This window comes from Burkholderia sp. BCC0322 (assembly GCF_902833045.1).
GTDB lineage: Bacteria > Pseudomonadota > Gammaproteobacteria > Burkholderiales > Burkholderiaceae > Burkholderia.
In genome coordinates, this window is record NZ_CADFDU010000002.1 from 915303 (window position 1) to 933615 (window position 18313).

14 protein-coding genes and 2 tRNA genes are annotated in these 18313 nt (G+C 61.5%); 9 read left to right on the forward strand and 7 right to left on the reverse strand.

The genetic code is table 11. The features are described from left to right. Window positions 1–940: 940 nt before the first annotated feature. From tssI to HWX39_RS10320, 4 genes are read left to right on the forward strand one after another with little or no spacing between them, the layout of a single operon-like run. A complete protein-coding gene (gene tssI, locus HWX39_RS10305) occupies window positions 941–3715 on the forward strand; it encodes a type VI secretion system tip protein TssI/VgrG (protein WP_175967585.1) in 2775 nt (924 codons plus the stop codon). Window positions 3716–3750: 35 nt separating this feature from the next. Continuing rightward, window positions 3751–5715 carry an alpha/beta hydrolase gene (locus HWX39_RS10310; RefSeq protein WP_175967587.1) on the forward strand — a complete coding sequence of 655 codons (1965 nt, stop codon included), beginning with the start codon at window positions 3751–3753 and terminating at the stop codon, window positions 5713–5715. Continuing rightward, complete coding sequence (locus HWX39_RS10315; protein ID WP_319002880.1) at window positions 5709–6749, forward strand: T6SS immunity protein Tli4 family protein; 1041 nt, start codon at window positions 5709–5711, stop codon at window positions 6747–6749. Before HWX39_RS10310 ends, HWX39_RS10315 begins: the two co-directional genes overlap by 7 nt. Window positions 6750–6764: 15 nt before the next feature. Then, window positions 6765–7052 (forward strand): PAAR domain-containing protein, encoded by a 288-nt coding sequence (locus tag HWX39_RS10320; protein ID WP_151047836.1) that lies wholly within the window; start codon window positions 6765–6767, stop codon window positions 7050–7052. 1305 nt (window positions 7053–8357) lie between these two features. On the opposite strand, the gene HWX39_RS10325 is transcribed toward HWX39_RS10320, so the two are convergent. Then, a tRNA-Pro gene (locus tag HWX39_RS10325) sits at window positions 8358–8434 on the reverse strand. Between the two features lie 161 nt (window positions 8435–8595). Between HWX39_RS10325 and sixA the strand changes: the two genes are divergently transcribed. Both sixA and HWX39_RS10335 read left to right on the forward strand, forming a co-directional pair. Further along, the gene (gene sixA, locus HWX39_RS10330; protein ID WP_175967589.1) at window positions 8596–9057 is read left to right on the forward strand and encodes a phosphohistidine phosphatase SixA; all 462 of its coding nucleotides are present in this window, start codon (window positions 8596–8598) and stop codon (window positions 9055–9057) included. A gap of 170 nt (window positions 9058–9227) precedes the next feature. Continuing rightward, entirely contained in the window at window positions 9228–10034 is an 807-nt protein-coding gene (locus HWX39_RS10335) for a GNAT family N-acyltransferase (RefSeq protein ID WP_011351620.1), read from the forward strand. A 201-nt stretch (window positions 10035–10235) separates the two neighbouring features. Here the strand turns inward: HWX39_RS10335 and HWX39_RS10340 are convergent, their stop codons facing one another. Then, window positions 10236–10406: a hypothetical protein gene (locus HWX39_RS10340; RefSeq protein WP_175967592.1), complete on the reverse strand. Its 171-nt coding sequence runs from the start codon at window positions 10404–10406 to the stop codon at window positions 10236–10238. A gap of 136 nt (window positions 10407–10542) precedes the next feature. Here HWX39_RS10340 and HWX39_RS10345 point away from each other — a divergent pair, with 136 nt between their 5' ends. Beyond that, entirely contained in the window at window positions 10543–10719 is a 177-nt protein-coding gene (locus HWX39_RS10345) for a hypothetical protein (protein WP_089445358.1), read from the forward strand. A gap of 19 nt (window positions 10720–10738) precedes the next feature. Here HWX39_RS10345 and HWX39_RS10350 read toward each other — a convergent pair whose 3' ends face one another. From HWX39_RS10350 to HWX39_RS10370, 5 genes are all read right to left on the reverse strand, one after another. Further along, window positions 10739–12103 carry an MATE family efflux transporter gene (locus tag HWX39_RS10350; RefSeq protein ID WP_175967594.1) on the reverse strand — a complete coding sequence of 455 codons (1365 nt, stop codon included), beginning with the start codon at window positions 12101–12103 and terminating at the stop codon, window positions 10739–10741. Between the two features lie 8 nt (window positions 12104–12111). Continuing rightward, the gene (locus HWX39_RS10355; RefSeq protein WP_175958504.1) at window positions 12112–12441 is read right to left on the reverse strand and encodes a DUF2288 domain-containing protein; all 330 of its coding nucleotides are present in this window, start codon (window positions 12439–12441) and stop codon (window positions 12112–12114) included. Between the two features lie 76 nt (window positions 12442–12517). Next, window positions 12518–14137, reverse strand: a complete 1620-nt coding sequence (locus HWX39_RS10360) for an acyl-CoA synthetase (protein WP_175967596.1) — start codon at window positions 14135–14137, stop codon at window positions 12518–12520. 368 nt (window positions 14138–14505) lie between these two features. Continuing rightward, window positions 14506–15207 (reverse strand): peptidoglycan DD-metalloendopeptidase family protein, encoded by a 702-nt coding sequence (locus tag HWX39_RS10365; RefSeq protein WP_175967598.1) that lies wholly within the window; start codon window positions 15205–15207, stop codon window positions 14506–14508. Between the two features lie 152 nt (window positions 15208–15359). Beyond that, a complete protein-coding gene (locus HWX39_RS10370) occupies window positions 15360–16271 on the reverse strand; it encodes an aldose epimerase (protein WP_175967600.1) in 912 nt (303 codons plus the stop codon). 478 nt (window positions 16272–16749) lie between these two features. On the opposite strand from HWX39_RS10370, the gene HWX39_RS10375 reads away from it, so the two are divergent. Both HWX39_RS10375 and HWX39_RS10380 read left to right on the forward strand, forming a co-directional pair. Next, window positions 16750–17580 carry an undecaprenyl-diphosphate phosphatase gene (locus HWX39_RS10375; RefSeq protein WP_021157259.1) on the forward strand — a complete coding sequence of 277 codons (831 nt, stop codon included), beginning with the start codon at window positions 16750–16752 and terminating at the stop codon, window positions 17578–17580. 169 nt (window positions 17581–17749) lie between these two features. Then, window positions 17750–17826 (forward strand) — tRNA-Arg (locus HWX39_RS10380). Window positions 17827–18313 lie beyond the last annotated feature (487 nt).

Here is an 18313-nt window from a genome sequence, read left to right on the forward strand (position 1 = left end):
ATTCGCTGCCTCGTGATGCTGGCAGGGATGGTGCAATAACTTTGAAAAATAGGATCGGAGGGGGTAATGCATCTACAGCGGCAGAATTTCCTGCTGATGCACATTTTTATTAAAGGTTTTAGGAGGTTAATGGGATTGGTGGGAGGGTGAGATCAATATTTTTGTTTTTGGCGGTTATTTTTTGTAGGGTTGCGTGGAATTTTGGCTGCGAGTCCGTCTGATTTCACTGTTTTTGCTAAATCGGGCGGCGCCTTTTTTAAATTCATCTGTGAGGTCGTTCGACCCGAAATTAAGGTGCTCTCTGTTGATAAGATTGGCAGAGAGGCAGATATATTGATTGATCAAAAGTTGGACGATTCAGATAGCTGTGCTGGAGAAAATGGGGCGTAGAGTCGAAAGGAAGGTAATCCGCACTATGTTTATATGCTCAGGGCACCTGCACATCACTACTTCGATTGCCATGTGCTTGAAAGTTGCTTATTCGATCATTTGGCTTTTGTAGGAAAACAGCGGAACAAACGGGCCGCGCATTCCGAATCGGAGATTCCTCGTTTTACATCGGTCGCGGATTCGCGCGTCGCAGCTAAGCAATATCTTGAAGAGGTGGGCGGGGAGCTAAGGCACATGTGTCAGAATATTGGAGAGATCGAGCGGAAGATGCTCTCGGAAATTAGCCTCTGGATAACGCATCACCCCAACGTCCCGCCAAATGACGAATTCATGCGAATTCCGGTGCGTATTGATGATGTCTATGACGTGTAACATGCACCTTCAGTGTCAAGCGGTCGATGTAAAATGTTGTTGCGCGTCAATTTTTGTCAAGCCAAATAGAAGTTGCTAGACTTTTGGCTATAATCGCGCGAGCGACTTGCTGTCGCGAATGGCTAACCGTCACTTTGTGTCACTTCCCTGACGGTCGAACCTGAGAGAGATAACGAAAATGGATATCAGACCGTCCGCACTCGGGGACTTGAAGGCACGCGACCTCTACGAGGCGATCGGTAAGGGCGTTTTGCAGCAGGGGCGGCTGTTGATGCTGAGTACGCCGCTTGGCAAGAACGCATTGGTGCCGCTGCGTGCGCGCGGATCGGCCAGAATCGGGCGTGATTACTCGTACACTATCGACGTTGCGTCGACGCGTGATGACACTGCGCTGCTGTCGCTGATGCACCAGCCTGTCACCCTGCAGATTCAACAGGTCACAGCCCCGTTTGCGGTTCCCGTCTATCGTCCGGTCCACGGTTTCGTGCATCGGGTCGCCTATCTGGGTGGAAACGGTAGTCTTTCCACATACCAGATCGAATTTTCGTCGGCGCTGGTCTTCCTTGAGAAAACCCACAACGAAGAAGGCTGGCTCGAGAAAGACGCCCGCGAGATCATTTCTGACGTGCTCGATCGGTATCCCCAGCTACGCGGACAGTACCGTTTCTCGCTGTCGTCTGATCCCGCCAAGCGTTCGTGGTGCAGGCAAAGCGAATCCGATCTTCACTTTGTGAACCGCTTGGCTGAGGCCGAGGGCTGGTATTTCTACTGGGTCCACGAAAACGTTAGCGAAGGTGACGCGCCCAAGACGACGCTCGTCATCGTTGACCGCGTCTCGACCCTTCCCGATGCCAAGTCAGTTGAGTTCATTCGAGCGAACGACAGCAACGAATCTGACGGTTTCGCGCATTGGGCTGCGGTGCAGACGATGCAGAGCACGCGCTACATGTCGCGTGCGTTTGATTACAAGCGGCCCGCGTCCAATTTTCAGGTGGAGAGTGGGCTTGCCGCGACGAGCTATGTCACGGAGGACCGCCGCCAGAAGGCCGAGCATAGCGTTCCCGACGCGCCGATGACGGTCTACGAATCGACGGCTTACGGCTACTCCAGCTCAGATACGGGTGAGGTGCGAGCGCGACGGCGAGTGGAGATATGGGATGCACGTGCAAGCCGATATTTCGGCGTAGGCGGTGTGCGGTGGCTGGATGCCGGTTTGCGGTTCGTCTTGAATGGTCATCCCCGCCACGAGGACGGCGATTCGAAGAAGCGAGAGTTTCTGGTGGTCGAGGCTCGGTGGTTCATCGAGAACAACGTCCCGATCGGCCCGCAGACGGCCGAGTTTCCGCAAAGTCTTCGCGCAACGCTGGCCGAGCAGCAGGCGATTCACCGTGAGCGATTCAAGACGCTGGGACATGAGGCGGATGGTTCGGCCGGATTTTTCGTGCTCGAAGTCGAGGCGCAACCTACGGCTGTTGAATACCGGAGTCCACTGGATCATCCGAAGCCGGTCATGTCGATCGAACACGCGCTTGTTGTGACCCCGGATGGCGCGGAGGCGTGGACGAACGACCGGAACCAGATCAGGGTGCATTTCGCATGGGATCGCAAGAATCCACCGGACGCCTTCAATTCCTCACCGCTGCTGTCGACGCTTCAATCCGATACGGGTAACGGCTATGGAGCGGTTCACGTGCCGAGGGCGCGGGAGTGGATCATCGTCGGTTACTGGAACGGGGATTGTGACAAACCGTTCGTGTTGGGGCGGATCAATGGCGGTACGACGCCTTCCCAATGGCATTCGAACGCATTACTGTCCGGGTTCAAGTCGGAGGGGTTCGGCAAAACAGGCGCCTACAACTCGTTCGTTCATGACGATTCTACGAATCAAGGCGGTACGCGGCTGGTCAGCTATACCGGCAAGAGCTATGCGGCGTTGACGCAGGGTTACCTGATCAAGCATGAGGGCAACACGCGCGGGCAGTATCTGGGCGCTGGCTTCATCTTGCACGCCGACGAGTTCGGTGCGGTTCGTGCCAGCAAGGGGCTGTCCATCAGTGCTCACTCGAAATCCTACGATGACGAGCAGATGGGCGTGGATGAGGCGCGATCGCAGTTGCAGCAGGCCGGGATGTTGGTCGAGTCGCTGTCTAGCGCGAGCACGACTGCTCAGGCGGAATCGCTGCAAACAGGGCAGGACGCGCTCAAGGCACTTTCGAAGAATATCCAGCACCCAGTATCGGGCGATACGTCGGGAGGGGTAACGGCAGGCGGTGGTACCGGTAGCGCCAATGGATTTGCGCAACCGAACATATTGGTATCAACGCCGAAAGACATTGCACTAGTCGCAGACAGCTCGACGCATATCGTGGCCGAGAAAGAGGTCAACGTTGTCAGTAACGAGAACACGTACGTTGCGACGGGCAAGTCGTTTGTCGTGGCGGCCGCGGAAAAGGTGAGCTTCTTCGCACAGAAACTTGGCGCGTTCTTTGTGACGGCGAAAGGCCCGATCAAGCTGTCGGCTAACACGGACGACGTGAGCGTCAACGCGGGGAAAGACGTGACCGTGAAGGCCAAGCGCATTGTGCTCGATGCTGATGAAATCATCATCAAGGCGGGGGGCTCGTACACAAAGTGGGTGGCCGCTGGCATTGAAGATGGCACACAAGGCCCCCGCACGATCAAATCGGCATCGCTCAGCCGTCAAGGACCGAGTTCGATTGCTCAACACATGAACAGCCTGCCGCAGGCAAAATTCAACGATCCGTATGTGCTGCGCGATCGCATCACGGGCGAGGTACTGAAAAACCACCCGTACGAACTGATTCGCGGGGACGGCACACGCCTGACCGGGATGACGAACGAGCTCGGGCACGTGGCCGAACAGAAGAGCGAGGATATCGAGAAGATTGCGGTGCGCGCATTGCGGCCGAAACCGAACGGTCCTGCGGCATGAACCCGATAACCGATGGTCGAATCTGAAGAACGACAATGAGCGAAAACACAGATCAATCCGGCGGCGGATCGCCGTTCAGTGACGATGCCGAGAACGAAGTCGTCCAGCAGGCCGGTCGCACGGACAAGGACGGGGCGTCGGTCGGGCATTTTACGTTGACGCCAGCGAGCGATACACGACAAAAGGAACTGCTTTGCGATGTGCGACCGATCATTCCGGTGATCTTCCTGCCGGGCGTGATGGGCTCGCCGTTGGTGAACGTTGACACCGGTGACGAGCTGTTCTTCGCGCCGGAGACGGACGGCCTATTTGGGAAGGCGGGCGCATTGCCCGCACTGATCGGCCTGTGGTTCAAGGGCGCGTCCACGCGAGAAACGCAGTTCGACCCGACTAAGGCCGCTGTGACACCGTTCGGGCCGGTCAGTGCTGGCAAGCACGAAAAGGATGACGACCCGAACCAGTACGTGGACGAGAAGGAGGCCATTCGGCGGGGTTGGGGCTCGGTGTATCGGTCGAGCTACCAGCCGATGTTGGCATGGCTGCAAGAGCAATTGAATGAGCCTATGCATCTGGGGAGGCATCAAGGCCCCTGGATTCACGGCGACCCTGATGGTGAGAAGTGGGCGCTTAAACCACTGCTGGACACCGAGCCGGCGGACTATGGGGCGATCGACGCCGGCGCGCAACACCGGGGGAAAGCGATTGCGAGAGATTCGGAGGTGTTCAAGCACTTCATGAAATTCCAGTACCGGGTGTATGCGATTGGCTACAACTGGCTGCAATCGAATGAGAAGTCCGCGCAGGACGTGATCAATGGCACGAATTTCAAGGACAAGAAGAGCGGTAAGGTCACGCGACTGATGGGAATCAAGGAGATCATCGAAGAGAACCACAGCGGCAAGGCGATTATCCTCACGCACTCGATGGGCGGGCTGGTTGCTCGGATGGCGATCGCCATGCACGGCGGAGCGGACCTAATGCACGGCGTGTTCCACAACGTGCTACCAGCGACCGGGGCGCCAATCGCGGCGAAGCGGTTCCGCACTGGCGGCGGTAGCGAGGGTGGGGTAAACGGTTTTATCAACGGCGCCTTGCTCGGGAGCAATGCAGACGAGTTTGTGGCGGTAGCCGCGAATGCGCCGGGACCGCTTGAGTTGTTACCGATGCCGGATTACCACAACGGGGAGGCATGGTGGATCTTTTCGCGACTCGACGGCACTCCAGTGATGAAGTTTCCGAAGGAAGGAAGTGCATACAAGGAAATCTATGCTAATTCGAAATGGTATGGCTTGGTGCCGAGTGAATCGAATTCATTGCTTGATCCTGCTGGGATCATTAAGAAGCGACTCGACAGTCGACCAATAAAGGCGACCGTATCTGAAAATTTCAACGATGTTATGGGTGTTGTGGTGGATAACCAGAAAAACATAATAAATACATACCACGATAGAACGTACGTTGCCTATGGGGACGGGGATTTGAAACCCAAAGGTGCACCCACGTCAGACGACAATCACGGCGAACCCAAGAGCGACAGACCCGAGATCGAGAAAAGCGAGAAGCTGGAGGATTTGTTGGCATGGGGTACAGTGATTTGGAAGGGTAACGTGCCGCCGGATGTGACGGAGGAAGAGTTGCGCGCCGCACGGTTCTTGAGTGAAAAGGGCGCCGATTCGCACACTGGGACGCTACGCGTGCACCTGGATTCTCGTAACCTCACCATCGAGTTCGAAGTGCAAAAGGTGGCGAAGCTGCCGCCGGGCAGCGACACGCCCGATCCTAAAAAAAATGGCATTGTGCCAGGCGACGGTACGGTACCGGTTTGGTCCGCGGAAGCTCCTGCGTACGGCGCAGAAGGCGGAGCGGCGCACGGCGTACAAATGGTATTTGACCAAGGAGGCTATGTGCACCAGGAAAGCTATAACCACCCGTGGTCCCGCTGGGCGCTCCTGTACAGCATCGTACAAATTGCTCAGGATGCGCAGGAGCCATCATGCTGACGCGTATTGGGCGACTCCTGTTTTTAGTGGTGGGCGTTTGCGCCTGCTCGGTAACGTTCTCCGGGGAACCGACCATGACAAATCCCTTGTTGTCCAAGCAGCGCCCGTGGTGCATCGGCCGCTTCGTTTTCCAGCGACCTGCTACCAGCGAAATTACGAATCAGCGATACGCATTTTGGGGAGAGAAACTGGAGACGCAGCACAATGTGTCGGCTGCAACGTATCAGACCAAGATTGGTAGCCTCGAAAGAGAATTGAATGCAAAAAAGCGCACTGATCCAGGTAGTAGAGGCAATAAAACATATAATCCGTGGTTGGAAAAAGTGTTGTCGCCAACGGCTGACTCAAAAGTTTTTGCTTATAAAAAATTTTATACTGAAGGGGTCGCTCAGCCGTTTCATACTGAAGGTTATATATTCGAAAACAACACGTTATTCCATACAACTGGGTCATTTGGCTCAAACGGTTTGGATAAATTTGATCCGGTTTACACGGACCTCTATCGGCGCATCAAGGCACGCGACAATTGGTCGGTACCGACCGAATCGGGATTCTGCTTTGACGGCGGCATTGCCACTGGCTCGTCGACCTACTCCGAGGAGGTCAGCCAGTCGTTCGCATTGATGCCGGGGCGACCGGCGCTGTTCGTCATCCAGATGCGCGAGTCGGTAGACGGGGACCAGAATTCGCCATTGACCAAAACGCTTCCTGATCTTCGTGCGAAGATGGATCAGGTGTCGAGCGGGAGCTACCGCATTTTGCGGCAGGGCAAGCGCACGGTGGCGGGGATGGACGCGGAGGAAGTGCTGTTCGCGTTGAAGGAGGGCGAGATCACGTCGTACCGTTTCTACTTGCTTGCGCCAGGCGATCCGACCACGCTTGCGAAGCCACATACGGCAATTCAATTGCTGTTAGGCGCCCCCAGTCACGACCTGTCGCCCGACCAGGCAAGTTCTCCGGTTGATGAGGCCGGCGCACTGCAAACATGGGATACGCTGCTGAACAGCCTTCGGCTGCGGCCGGGCGCGGTTTGAGCGGGAGGACTTGCGATGAGGCGCTATGACATCGTGAAAGGTGATGCGACGACGGTTGGAGGCATAGTGCAGGGTGGTGACGGACAAGACATTCTGCACGACCGAGAACAAGCGTATGAACACGATCCGGTGTGGTGCCCGGTGTGCAAGACGCTCGGCGTGATCGTGTGCGACGGCCCACGTCATTCGAGCACTGGGCCGGATGGCCGACAGTCGGCGTTGAGTGACGACCTCTGTCGGTGCGCTTGTCCAACGCCGCCGAAGCTGGTGGCGTCGCAGTCGGTATCGTATGTCGAGGTATGAACGGCCGGTGATACGAACGGAATATTGAACGGATCAAGTGGCACTCCGTTTGGCACTGGGCCGATATCGAGATGCCGGCTTCTTTTCTACTCTATCGGTAGCGAGACCCTGTTTCAGTGACAACCCGTGACGAACGTTTCGAAATGCTTCGGGCTTACCTTGCGGACGCGGGTTATGTATTACTCGACCGCAAGTGGCATACCGTACATCATCAGTATCGATTCCGTTGCGTGGACAAACACGTTTCGTCGATGTCCGGGGCAAGTTTTATGCTCCGGGTGCGCGGACGTGGCGGGCCATTAATATGCCATCAGTGCTGGATTAAAAAGACTCTGATTCGTATTTATGACGTCGCCCATCAAGCAGGCGGTCTGTGCCTTTGCAAGCGGTATCGTGGAAAACATGCGAATTACCGCTTCGTCTGTGCCGCAGGCCATAAGTTTGAGGCCACGGCCGCTTCAGTCTTGGGCGGTCACGGGTGCGCAAAGTGCTCGACTGAACGGCGATCCGAGCGTCGTAGATATCAAGGCGGACTGAAGCCGATACAGGATTGTGCGCGAGAGCGGGGCGGCGAATGCTTGTCGACCGTCTACGATGGCCGGATGGCGAAATATCGATTCAGATGCGGCTCAGGACACGAATGGGAGGCCGCGTGCTACGACGTCTTGCGCAAGGCGTGGTGCCAAGAATGCTCTTCAGATCGTAAGCGAATGCCGGACGGACTTGCGAAGCTACAAGAGAAGGCGGCAGAGCAAGGCGGCAGATGTCTCGCATCCCGCTATCAACGTATTCAGGCTCGTTACCCATTTCAGTGCGAGCGGGGACACGAGTGGATGGCGTGGGGTACGGAAATCTTGAAGGGGCACTGATGTCCGACATGTCGCACGGAAGATAGGCAGCGGCAGGCCATCGAATTGATGCGATCGATTGCCGCGGACCGGGGCGGCATCTGCGTATCTGAGCACTATGTCGACAACAACACGAAGCTCGAATGGGAGTGCGCGCGGTCATCGATGGTGGGCGAGACCCCGGCAGGTTTCGTCAGCGGGCAACTGGTGCGCTCAATGTCAGTACCTGTCGCAGATTACCCTGGAAAAAACGAGGCGAAAGCGTCGTTATGAGGCAGTAAAGTCGTCGGAACCTTGATTCGGTGTCGCATGAATGAATCAATAGGGAATGCTGGACGGGGATCGAAGCGTCGGCCATCTTCACGGTTCCTCTATGGAAGTCGCCCCAGATGGTAGCAATAGCTCAGCAACGCGCCAAAGAAAAAGGGGTTAGCATCAGCTAACCCCTTGATTCCTTTGGTCGGAGCGATAGGATTCGAACCTACGACCCTCTGATCCCAAATCAGATGCGCTACCAGGCTGCGCTACGCTCCGACGAGCCAAAGATTGTATCGTCGAATGTCCGATCCGGTCAATCCCTATATGCGGGTAAATGCCGCGGCTGCGAACCGTCCGCAATTTGCGACAATTCGAACGGTAATCGGCGCGCCCGGACGCATAGGCGCGGGGCCGCTCGCCGAAGCAAGGAGAACACCATGATGAACCTGATCCTGTGGCGCCACGCCGAAGCCGAAGACTACGCGACGAGCGATCTCGCACGCCAGTTGACCGTCAGGGGGCGCAAGGATGCGCAGGCGATGGCCAAATGGCTGCGTGGCCGGCTCGAGACGAACGCCGTGATCCTCGCGAGCCCGGCGGCTCGCACCGTGCAGACCGTCGAGGCGCTGACCGACCAGTACCGGACAGTCGACTCCCTCGCGCCGGGCGGTAACGTCGACGACGTGCTGGCGGCGGCCGGCTGGCCGGAAGGCATCGCGCCGACGGTCGTGATCGTCGGGCATCAGCCGACGCTCGGCAGCGTTGCCGCGCAACTGATCGCCGGCGGCGACGACAGCTGGAGCGTCAAGAAGGGCGGAATCGTGTGGCTGGCGAGCCGCACGCGTGACGGCAGCCGGCAGGCCGTGCTGCGGGCGATATTGACGCCCGACCTGCTGTGAGGCCGGCCTGACGGGCTTTGAAGGGATTCATCATACGGTTTCGCAAGCTTTCTGCTAAAGTCAATTCGGCGACACGTCATTGAAAGGACACGGTCGTGCCACATAACGGTCACGGCCGATTACTACATTGGCGGGCATGTCGTCCTATTCCTTACGATCAGGAAAGCCTAATGCGAGAACTGCCGACGCCTACGCTCCCTTTTGCCTCGCTGCCCCTCGACACGTCGCGGCGCCACCTGCCGCGCGCTGCTGAAACCGTCACATCGGAGTATCGCCTGCGCGCCGCGTGGGCGCGTACGGAAGACGAATTGCGCGAAGCCCAGCGCCTGCGTTACAGCGTGTTCGCCGAAGAGATGGGCGCGCAGGTCAGCGGCCCCTCCGGTCTCGACGTCGATCCGTTCGATGCGTATTGCGACCACCTGCTGGTTCGCGATCTCGACACCCTGAAGGTCGTCGGCACGTACCGCGTGCTGCCCCCGCACCAGGCGGCGCGTGTCGGCCGCCTGTACGCGGAAGGCGAATTCGACCTGTCGCGCCTCACGCACCTGCGCGGCAAGATGGTCGAGGTCGGCCGCTCGTGCGTGCACAGCGACTACCGCAGCGGCGCCGTCATCATGGCGCTGTGGGGCGGCCTTGGCGCGTACATGATGCAGAACGGCTACGAGACGATGCTCGGCTGCGCGAGCGTGTCGATGGCCGACGGCGGCCACTATGCGGCGAACCTGTACCAGTCGCTGTCGGCAGGTTCGCTGACGGCGCCCGAATATCGCGCATTCCCGCACACGGCCCTGCCGGTCGACGAACTGCAGACGGGCACCGTCGTGGCGCCGCCGCCGCTGATCAAGGGTTACCTGCGTCTCGGCGCGAAGATCTGCGGTGCACCGGCCTGGGATCCCGACTTCAACTGCGCGGATTTCCTGACGCTGTTCCGCCTGTCCGACATCAACGCGCGCTACGCCCGCCACTTCCTGGGCTGAGCCGTCGGACTCGCGTTGTGCCCGTCCGGGCGCGCGCAAGCGAACGCCGTCGCGTGGCACGAGCCGCGCGACGGCGTTCGTCCATCTGACCAACGCGTGTGAATCGGACCCTGTTAATTTCGGCGCTACGCGGTTCCCGGCGTGCCGCGGGACGGTACGTTCGAGAACGGCCCGGGGAAGGGCCGGGCGGCAGCGGCGCGCTTAGTGCTTGCGCCGCCAGTCGAGCAGGTGGTGTTCGGCCATCCAGTGATGGATCATCCCTTCGCCGTGATGGCTGCGCTTGTATTCGCGCGACTCGAAGAACGACAGGGCAACGAGCACCATCAGACCGACGAACAGGCCGATCAGGCCGGCAATTTCTTCAGACGACATGGCAGCCTCCTTTCCACGGCACAGCGCCATTCGTACATAGTAGGACATGCGCGGCGCGACTCCGAAGCAGGATTTCCGCTAGACTCGGCGCGGTCCCGGCGTGCGATGGGTGCGCCGATTTCCGGAGCCATACCCGATGACCCGTTTCATGCTGGCCGTGCTGGCCGCATCTTTCCTCGCCGGCTGTACCAGCGATCCGCATCAGGCCCGTCGCGGCCATCCGCCGGAAGATCCGGCCGACTATCATGGCGTGCCGACCGACATGACGCCGCCGTCGATGCTCGACGCGCCGCCGCCGAAACCCACGCAGTAATGGCCGGTTCGGCTCGCCGTCAGGCGCGGGCTGCGGGCGCGTCGGTGCCGATGTGCCGCAGCAGCGCCGGCAGGTAGCGCGCCAGCGTCGCGCCGCGTGCGGCCATGAACAGCAGGAGCGCGAACCAGAGGCCGTGATTGCCGAACGTGCCGACAGCGGCGAGCGTGGCCGCGACGAAGATCGAGAACGACGCGACCATTGCACGCATCAGCGATTGCGTCTGCGTGGCGCCGATGAAGACGCCGTCGAGCAGGAAGCCCCAGACCGACACGATCGGCGAAATCGCGGCCCACGGCAGGTAGCGCAGCGCCACTTCGCGGATCTCGGCCTGGTCGGTTAGGCGCGCGACGATCCAGCCCCCGGCGGCCCAGTACACGAGCGCAAACAGCAGCGCGCCGAGCGCCGACCAGAGCAGCGTGACGCGCACGGCCTGTCGGAACGCGCGGCGGTCGCGCGCACCGGCGGCCGCGCCGACGAGCGCCTCGGCCGCATGCGCGAAGCCGTCGAGGCCGTACGCCATGAACGTCTGGAAATTCAGCAGCAGCGCGTTTGCGGCGAGCGTCGCATCGCCCTGCTTTGCACCGAGGTGCGCGAACCAGCCGAATGCGCCGAGCAGGCACAGCGTGCGCAGGAAGATATCGCGATTGAGCGCGATCAGCCGCTTGAGCGCAACGCGGTCGGCGAGCGCACGTACCGCGATCGGCGCCAGGCCGCGCGGCCGCAGCCGCCACAGCATCCATGCGCCGAGCGCGAAACCGCATGCGTCTGCGGTGGCCGTCGCGGCGCCGATGCCGGCAATGCCCCAGCCGAAGCCATACACGTAGAGCAGCACGGCGCCGATGTTCACCGCATTGATGAACACCTGCGCGACGAGCGCGAGCCGCACGCGCTGCGTACCGAGCAGGTAGCCGAGCACGACATAGTTTGCGAGCGCGAACGGTGCGCTCCAGATGCGCGCATGGCTATACGCAAGCGCCGTTGCGCGGACGGCATCGCTGCCGCCGAGCGCGGACAGCGCAAACGACAGCAGCGGCACCTGCAGCGCCAGCACCGCGGCGCCGAGTGCGAACGCGACGATCAACGCGCGCAGCAGGTTCAGGCGGATCCCGGCGGCGTCGCCGGCGCCATGGGCCTGCGCGACGAGGCCGGTGGTCCCCATTCGCAGGAAACCGAACCCCCAGAACACGAAATTGAAGAACAGCCCGCCGAGCGCGACACCACCGAGGTACTGCGCGCCGTCGAGGTGGCCGGCGACGGCCGTGTCGACCGCACCGAGGATCGGCTGCGTCAGGTTCGCAAGGACGATCGGGAACGCGAGCGCGAGGACACGCCGATGCGTGACGGCGGCCGAGCCGGCCCCGTGCGGTAACGCGGATTCGGACATGGGACGCGTCAGGCGCGTTCCTGCACGCAGACCCACGGCGATACGACGACCGCCCACAGCTCCGGGTTGCGCGCCGCGTAGTCGGCGGCGGTTTCGGCCGGCATGCGCGCGACGAGGCCTGCCGACAGCCAGCGCGTGACCTGCTCGGCATCGTCGGCGGCAACGGCTTCCGCGACGCTGACGAGATCGAGGTCGCGTGCAACGGACAGCAGCTTGCCCTGCGCGAAGAAGCGTTCGAGATCGCACCAGTCGATCTTGGCGGTTTCGCCGAGGAGTTTGGCGTAGAGCGGGCTGTGCGACGCGCTCGCGTCGGAGTGGTGATCAGAGGAAGAGGACATCGTTTTCTTGGAATGACTGCGTAGTGGCGCCACTATAAACCATCCGGCCGGGCGGGCGGCGCGGGTGGCGGCCGGCCTACGCGTCGCGCAGCGCGCGGCGCACGATCTTGCCGGTCGCGGTCATCGGCAGGCTGTCGACGAATGCGATCGCGCGCGGATACTCGTGCGCGGCGAGGCGTGTGCGCACATGTGCCTGCAGCGCCTGCACGAGCGCGTCGTCGCCGGTGTGGCCAGGATTCAGCACCACGAACGCCTTGACGATCTCGGTGCGCGTTGCGTCGGGCACGCCGACGACGGCCGCCGTCCGCACCGCAGGATGCGTGAGCAGGCAGTCCTCGATCGGGCCCGGGCCGATCCGGTAGCCGGCGCTCGTGATCACGTCGTCGTCGCGGCCGACGAAGCGCACGAAGCCGTCAGCGTCGATCATGCCCGTGTCGCCAGTGAGCAGGTAGTCGCCGGCGAACTTGTCGCGCGTTGCGTCGGCGTTACGCCAGTATTCGAGGAACATCACCGGGTCGGGGCGGCGCACCGCAATGCGCCCTTCGACGCCGGGCGGCAGCGGCATGCCTTCCGCGTCGACGATCGCGACCGCATGGCCGGGCACCGCCTTGCCGATCGCGCCTGGCCGCGCGTCGAACAGCGCCGCGCACGACGACAGCACCATGTTGCACTCGGTTTGCCCGTAGAACTCGTTGATCGTCACGCCGAGTGCATCACGCCCCCAGGCCGTCAGTTCGGTGCCGAGCGATTCCCCGCCGCTCGCGACGGATTTCAGCGACAGCGCGTAGCGTTCGCGCGGCGCCGGGACGGAGCGCATCAGCTTCAACGCGGTGGGCGGCAGGAATGCATGGGTGACGCCGTGCCGTGCCATCAGCGCGAATGCCGCGTCGCCGTCGAATTTTTCGAAGCGGCGCGCAAGCACGGGCACGCCGTGATGCCATGACGGCAGCAGCACGTCGAGCAGGCCGCCGATCCATGCCCAGTCGGCGGGCGTCCAGAACAGGCGCGCGTCGCGCGGGAAGCACTGCTGCGACATCTCGACGCCTGGCAGGTGGCCCAGCAGCACGCGATGTGCGTGCAGTGCGCCTTTCGGTTTGCCCGTCGTGCCGGATGTATAGATGATGACCGCCGGATCGTCGGCGGCCGTATCGGCCGGTATGAAGTCGGGCGTTTCGGCGGCGAGCGCTGCGTCATAACGCAGCACGCCCGGATGATCGGGCGCATCGTCGCCGGTGCAGTAGACGGTATGCAGTGCCGGCAACCGGGCGCGCAGCGGCGCGATCTTCGCGTAGCCGGCCGCGTCGGTGACGAGCGCAGCCGCCTCGCTGTTCGCGAGCCGGTATTCGAGCGCATCGATGCCGAACAACGTGAACAGCGGCACCGCGATCGCGCCGAGCTTGTACGCGGCGAGGTGCGCGATGGCCGTTTCGGGGCCCTGCGCGAGAAAGATGCCGATGCGATCGCCGCGCCCCAGGCCTGCGCGCACAAAGTTGTTCGCGAGCCGGCTAGACGCATTCCTCAGGTCGTCGAACGTGAGGCGAAAAACGTCGCCTTGCGCCGTTTCGTGGATCAGTGCGAGGCGTCCGCTGCCGTCTGCCCATTTGTCGCAGACGTCCACGCCAATGTTGTAGCGCGCCGGAATCTCCCACGCGAAGCGGGAGAGCAGGTCGTCATAGCAGTCGGCGGCGGGCAGCATCGAGGGGTCTCGTGGAGGCGAACGTGGTGTCGAGCGAACGGCTTACATCAGGATTTCACGCAGACGAATCCACAATGGCGTCTGAGGGTAGGGAATCTTCGTACTCGTCCAATAGCCTCGGCTCAGTGCAGGATTCCACAATGACGCATAAGATCACTAAAAAATCAGTGTGTGACCATGGATTTGCTTCTGATAGCTGCGGGGTTCAGCCTGATCGGAATCGGCGTACTGGTAGCGTTTGCTCGCCACGTCGATCCGTTGTCCGGCCGTTTCACCGGACGTCTGCGTAAGCGCTGACATCACCTTTTCCGATTCTCACGCAGACGGCACGCGATGCGCGCCGGCATCGCGTGTCGTCCATCGCGTGCTCAACGCGCCGGCAGGTAGCGTGACGGGTCGATCGATCGGCCGCCGTAGCGCAACTCGAAATGTACCGCGACGCGATCGCTGTCGCTGTTGCCCATCTCGGCGATCGACTGCCCCTGCGTAACCGACTGGCCTTCCTTCACCAGCAGCGCGCGGTTGTGCGCGTAGGCGGTCAGGTAGTCGGCGTTGTGCTTGAGGATGATCAGGTTGCCGTAGCCGCGCAACCCGTTACCGGCATAGACCACCACACCCGGCGCGGCCGCGACCACCGGCGTGCCCGGCGAGTTCGCGATGTCGATGCCCTTTGATTTCGAGCCGTCGAACGTGCGGACTACGTTGCCGGCTGCCGGCCAGATCAGCGCGATGCTCGTGGCCGGCTTGACGGCCGATTCGACCGGTGCGGAAGGCGCAGGGCGGGCCCGGCCGGCACTGCCGGTGCCGGTGGTCGACGGCGTCGACGCGGTGGTCGTGCCGGGCGGCGGCGCGACGCGCAGCACCTGGCCGACTTCGATCGCATCGGGATTCGTCATCTGGTTCCAGCGCACGATGTTCGATACCGACGTGCGGTTGTCGCGCGCAATCTTGTAGAGCGTATCGCCGCGCTCGACGCGATAGAACCCGGGGCCGACAGGCGCGGAGCCGCACGCGACGAGCAGGGCGGCGCAGGCGGCTGCGAAGAGTCGCTTCGTTGTTGTTCCGAACATTGAACCTCGCAAAACCCTGCCGCTCGTGACGCGGCAGGCAACACAAAACGTCCGATTTTAACGGGTTCGACCCGCGTACCGCAGTTTGGGTCGTTGCCGGGGCTGTCGCGCGCCGGTTCGGCGCGCTGCGAATTGACGTCTCGGCCGGCGAATCAGCCGGCGAGCGGGAGGACGCGAATCCGCAGGGTGGCCGTTTCGCTCGCGCCCGGCGCGAGCATGCGCAGCCCGCGGCCGTTGTGGATCGCATCCGGCAGGCCGAGCCACGGTTCGACGCAATAGAAGTCCGAATCCGGCTTTTCGGTCCAGGTCGTGACCGCGTACCACGGGATCGAACCCGGCACGTCGAGCGCGATCTCGATCGTGCGGCGGCGGCCCGGCATCACGATGCGCACCGGCGTGGGCGGCGCGCCGTCGAGGCAGTGGAAGCGGTCGAGGATGTCCGGGTTGTCGAGCTGATAATGGGCTTCGCCCGGTTCGGGCGTGCTGATCGAGCCGTCCGCCTGCTGCATGCAACGGTGCGTCGGCGGCAGTTCGAGCGTGGTTTCGGCGCGTTCGCCGTGCGGCAGCGCGAAATAAAAATGATGGCCGGCGTAGTAGGGCAGCGGCGTGTCGCCGCGGTTGATCGTCGTCAGCGCGACTTCGAGCGTGTGCGAGTCGGCCAGCCGGTAGGTCGTTTCGAACCGGAAGTCGAACGGGTAACTGGCGCGCAGCGCGTCGGTCGCGTCGAGCGTCATCGACAGCGCGGCGCCATCGGCCGACGGCTGAGCGGCGAACGGCAGGTCGCGCGCGAAGCCGTGCATCGGCAGGTCGCGCACCACGCCGGCGGCGTCGCGCCAGCGGCCGAGTTCACCGTCGACGCGGTGACGGCCGAGGAACGGGAACAGCAGCGGGTTGCCGCCGCGCACGCGCGCGAGGTTGCTCCAGTCGGCCGTTTCCGGCCAGAAGATCACCGGTTCGCCGTCGATGTGCCATGACAGCAGGCGGCCGCCGAATTGCGGAGCGACCCGGATGAGCGACGGGCCGGCGTGAAGTTCGTGAATGTCGTGTTGCTGGAAAGTCGGCATGGCGAATCGGCTTGGGCGGGTGGACGGGAACGGCGCGCTCCATTATCGGGCCGTGGCGGCTCGGGGAAAACCCTTCTCGGGAAATCGCGAGTTTTTAAGACTGTCGACGGTCGGGATAATGCCTCTAAACCGGTGATGTTGCCGGGTCATGACACTTCGTGGAGGGGGCCATGGATCTGGCAATGGCAATGGGACTCGCACTGTTCGGCATGTTCACCGGCAGCACGGTATTATTTTTCTATCAGCTCGGCCGCTGACGGCAATTCCTGCCGAAGTCGAAAGGCCCGCCATGCGAATGGCGGGCTTTTTGCTTTCCGAGAGCTTACAAATTGCAAGCGTTTGTGTGCATTGCCGCAATATCCAGCCAAATGCCTTGGCGCAGTAATCCGGGCTCGGCATAATCGGGGCGCGTTTTTTCGGACGCGCATTGCGTCGTCCGCATCTCTTTCCGCTCAAACTTCACTAAAAGGACCCACGCGTGAGTCTCTGGTTTCTGGTATTCCTGAGCGTCCTGCAGGGCGTCACCGAACTCTTCCCTGTCAGCAGCCTTGGCCATACGCTGCTCGTGCCGGCGCTGTTCGGCATGCACATCGACAAGCACGCACCGCAACTGCTGCCGTTCCTCGTCGCGCTGCACCTCGGCACCGCGCTGGCGCTTCTGTGGTATTTCCGCGCGCGCTGGATCGCGCTGATCGGTGGCTTCTTCGCGCAGCTCGGCGGCCGCAAGAACGACGACGGGCACCTGATGTGGGCGCTCATCATCGGTACGATCCCGACCGGAATCGTCGGGCTGCTCCTCGAAAAGCGCATCGAACGCGTGTTCCATGACCTTCGGATCGTCGCGATCGCGCTGATCGTGAACGGCGTGCTGCTGTGGCTCGGCGATCGCATCCAGCGTAGTCGCGCGCATCAGGCGCCGGAGAAGATGACGTTCAAACAGGCGTTCTTCGTGGGACTCGCGCAGATCGGCGCGCTGATTCCGGGTTTCTCGCGCAGCGGGCTGACGATGATCGCCGGCAATGCGGCAGGGCTGACGGCGGAGAAGGCCGCGGAATTCTCGTTCCTGCTCGGCACGCCGATCATTTTCGCAGCGGGTGTGCTTGAGTTGCCGAAGCTGTTCCATGCGCGCGACCAGCTCGCCGATGCGCTGCTCGGCGGCGTGCTGACGGCGATCGCCGCGTACCTGAGCGTGCGGTTCCTGATGCGCTACTTCGAAGGGCGTGGCCGGCTGGCTTCGTTCGGCGTGTATTGCGTGATCGCCGGCGTGTTCTGCCTCGGCTGGTTCATGCTGCATCCGCAGCCGGTTTGATGCTGCGAAGGCCGGTCTCGCGTGATGTGACGCGATGATCGGGTATAATTTCGGGCTCGGCTTCATGCCGGGCCCGTTTTGTTTCGGGGCTTCGGGTTGGGTGGCTCTTGCTGTCGATCGAAGCCTTGCGTCAAATGCGGTCCGTATTGGCCGTGTCTTTTCTCCCCGACCGCCCTTAGCTCAGTTGGATAGAGCAACGGCCTTCTAAGCCGTAGGTCACACGTTCGAATCGTGTAGGGCGGGCCAGTAAAATCAGTGCGTTAGCTGATAGTTTCAAATTCCCCATTCGCTGTAGACATGCCCGTATAGGCAGCGTGTAGGTGTTTGCAGTCAATCCGAATCGCAAGCAATCTACGTGCGACTTGCTGCCTTCACTGACACGCTGATGGCGTTGTACGCTGCATGCCGAGCCGGTCGCGCGACAAGGTCGAGGCTTGGTGCTTGGCCGGCTGACCGTTGACGTCTGTCGATGTCACCGCAGATGCCAAGATTCCCAAAGTCTTGGCATTCTTTATGCCGCTTGGGCGTCGGGGCGCGGGGACAGAGCGCGATAAAATCAATTGGAGTGCGGCGGGGGTATCTGACGCCTGCGCAGTTCGCCCGGGCGCACGACACGAAGCAGCAGTTTTTTGAGCGGCCCCCAGTAAACAGTGCCATGATGTAAGCGAGTTTTCGGCGGACTTTTTCAGTATGAAAGGAGCCGTACGATGAAACGCAAGCGCTTCAGTGTCGA

What these genes read in the sequence shown, in the direction of transcription:
- tssI (WP_175967585.1), top strand. Translation starts at nt 941, where the DNA reads ATGGATATCAGACCGTCCGCACTCGGGGACTTGAAGGCACGCGACCTC.
- HWX39_RS10310 (WP_175967587.1), top strand. Translation starts at nt 3,751, where the DNA reads ATGAGCGAAAACACAGATCAATCCGGCGGCGGATCGCCGTTCAGTGAC.
- HWX39_RS10315 (WP_319002880.1), top strand. Translation starts at nt 5,709, where the DNA reads ATGCTGACGCGTATTGGGCGACTCCTGTTTTTAGTGGTGGGCGTTTGC.
- HWX39_RS10320 (WP_151047836.1), top strand. Translation starts at nt 6,765, where the DNA reads ATGAGGCGCTATGACATCGTGAAAGGTGATGCGACGACGGTTGGAGGC.
- sixA (WP_175967589.1), top strand. Translation starts at nt 8,596, where the DNA reads ATGATGAACCTGATCCTGTGGCGCCACGCCGAAGCCGAAGACTACGCG.
- HWX39_RS10335 (WP_011351620.1), top strand. Translation starts at nt 9,228, where the DNA reads ATGCGAGAACTGCCGACGCCTACGCTCCCTTTTGCCTCGCTGCCCCTC.
- HWX39_RS10340 (WP_175967592.1), bottom strand. Translation starts at nt 10,406, where the DNA reads ATGTCGTCTGAAGAAATTGCCGGCCTGATCGGCCTGTTCGTCGGTCTG.
- HWX39_RS10345 (WP_089445358.1), top strand. Translation starts at nt 10,543, where the DNA reads ATGACCCGTTTCATGCTGGCCGTGCTGGCCGCATCTTTCCTCGCCGGC.
- HWX39_RS10350 (WP_175967594.1), bottom strand. Translation starts at nt 12,103, where the DNA reads ATGTCCGAATCCGCGTTACCGCACGGGGCCGGCTCGGCCGCCGTCACG.
- HWX39_RS10355 (WP_175958504.1), bottom strand. Translation starts at nt 12,441, where the DNA reads ATGTCCTCTTCCTCTGATCACCACTCCGACGCGAGCGCGTCGCACAGC.
- HWX39_RS10360 (WP_175967596.1), bottom strand. Translation starts at nt 14,137, where the DNA reads ATGCTGCCCGCCGCCGACTGCTATGACGACCTGCTCTCCCGCTTCGCG.
- HWX39_RS10365 (WP_175967598.1), bottom strand. Translation starts at nt 15,207, where the DNA reads ATGTTCGGAACAACAACGAAGCGACTCTTCGCAGCCGCCTGCGCCGCC.
- HWX39_RS10370 (WP_175967600.1), bottom strand. Translation starts at nt 16,271, where the DNA reads ATGCCGACTTTCCAGCAACACGACATTCACGAACTTCACGCCGGCCCG.